At 70.6% G+C, this 1845-nt stretch carries 1 protein-coding gene; it reads right to left on the reverse strand.

What is annotated here, in order from left to right:
- Positions 1-89: 89 nt before the first annotated feature.
- Positions 90-1763, reverse strand: a complete 1674-nt coding sequence (locus ACN675_RS29005; protein ID WP_420754092.1) for a transposase — start codon at positions 1761-1763, stop codon at positions 90-92.
- Between the last annotated feature and the right edge of the window lie 82 nt (positions 1764-1845).

Here is a 1845-nt window from a genome sequence, read left to right on the forward strand (position 1 = left end):
GGCGGGCTGTTGCGGAATAGCCGAGGGTCCACGACCGCGAACCACAGCGCCGGTCCCGGGGCAGGTCTCCCGCCCCGGGACCACCCGCGTCAGGCGGTGGCCGGCAACCTGCCCCCACCGACCAGGGTGAGGATCTTGCCGATGTTGTGCACCGCGGCATGGAAACTCCACTCACCACGGGCCCGGGCCAGTCCCCGCCCGGTGAACCGCCGGAAGTTCAGATTGTGTTTGGCATGCCCGAACGGAGTCTCCGCAATGTGAGAACGCTTGCGGTAAGTCGTGATTCCCTCCTCGGTGCGCAACCGATGCTCCATCGCCTCCACTGCTGACGCCTCGACCGGCGCCGGCCCCGACACCGGGGTGTCGCGGGCGGCGTGTTCGAGGTGACGGGCCTTGCCGCGGGCGATCAACCGGTCCGGTCCCGGCGCGGTGATGTTGGCCTCGGAGAAGTACCCGGCATCGGCGAGCAACACCCCGATCCGATCCCCACCACCAGCACCATCGCCGGTGCCGGTGCCGGTGCCGGTGCGGGCGGTGGTGATCAGGTCGGCGGCGGCCACCGCGGCCTGCATCATCGGCACGAACGTCGGCGCATCGGTGGGATTGGCGGCCACCGACACCGCCAGGATCAGCCCGTCACCGCTGGTGACGGCCTGACAGTTGAATCCCTGCACCCAGCCGCCCCCGCGCAACGGTTGCAGCCCGGACTGCGGGTCGGTGGTGTTGACCACCCGCTCCGGCCGATCCTCGGTGCTGTCATCGGCTCGTGCCGCCGCACCCTTCTCGGCCGCGATCACGCGTTCGAGCCTTCTCCGGGCCTTGATCACCTTCGGGTCCTGCTCGGCCGGCCGGATCACCCAGCCACCACACTGGTGGCCTTTCGCGGCGGCCTCGGCCCGACGCTGCTCATACCGGTCCGCTTTCGCGGCATGGGCGGCCAAGGTCTTCGCCAGGGCCAGTTCCGCTGCGGCCAGCGCCGCGCCGGCCGGCGGGGATCCCATCGGTATCCGCCCGCCCCGGGCCTGCTCGAGATACACCCGGGCCGAGGTGTCCTTCTCGGCCCGGGCCTTCTGCTCGGCGGCGCGAGCGGAGTCGAGGACAGCGATCGCCTCGTCGATCCGCGCTGCCAGCGACCGGGGATCGGCCAGCGGAGGCGGCACCGAACCCGCGCCGGGGCCGCCTCGGCCGTGCTCGTCGTCTTCGCTGGTGTCGGTTGCCGCGTGCGCGGCCACCGCCGCCGCGATGGCCCGGGCCGCTTCGGCGGCTTCGGCCCGCACCGCCGATTCGGTGCGGTTGGCGCCGGTCCCGGCGTTGGAGGCGATCTTGACCGAGTCCAACGCGATCGTCTCCAACCGGCCCAGCCCCAGGGCCGCGGCCAGCAGCAGCACCTGGGTGAACAGGTCCTCGCAGGCGGCGGCGTGGGTCTTGCGGAACCGGGCGATCGTCACGTGATCGGGGATGTCCTGGGCGCAGATCACCCGATAGGCCACGTCCTCGGCGCACAGTCGCTCGATGCGACGGGAGGACCGTTCGCCGCGGGACCAGGCCCACACCAGCAGGGTCAGCAGCATGTCCGGGTGGTAGCCGGCACGGCCGGCCCCACCGGTCCTGGCGGCCTTGTGGAATGCGGTGGTGTCGATCCGGTCGATGATGTCGATGACCGTCCACACCGGGTGATCGGTGCCGAGCCAGTCCCGCATGTCCGGAGGGATCAGGAACTGCTGGTCACGATCGACGGGTCGATATCCTTTGGCCACCAACAGATTCTACACAAAACCGCAGGTCAGACCCCGTCGTGACACGACGGGGCCGACCCACGATTCTGAAACAGCCCCTTGGATCGAC

It is taken from the genome of Rhodococcus sp. O3 (assembly GCF_048897285.1).
Taxonomy (GTDB): Bacteria; Actinomycetota; Actinomycetes; order Mycobacteriales; family Mycobacteriaceae; genus Rhodococcus.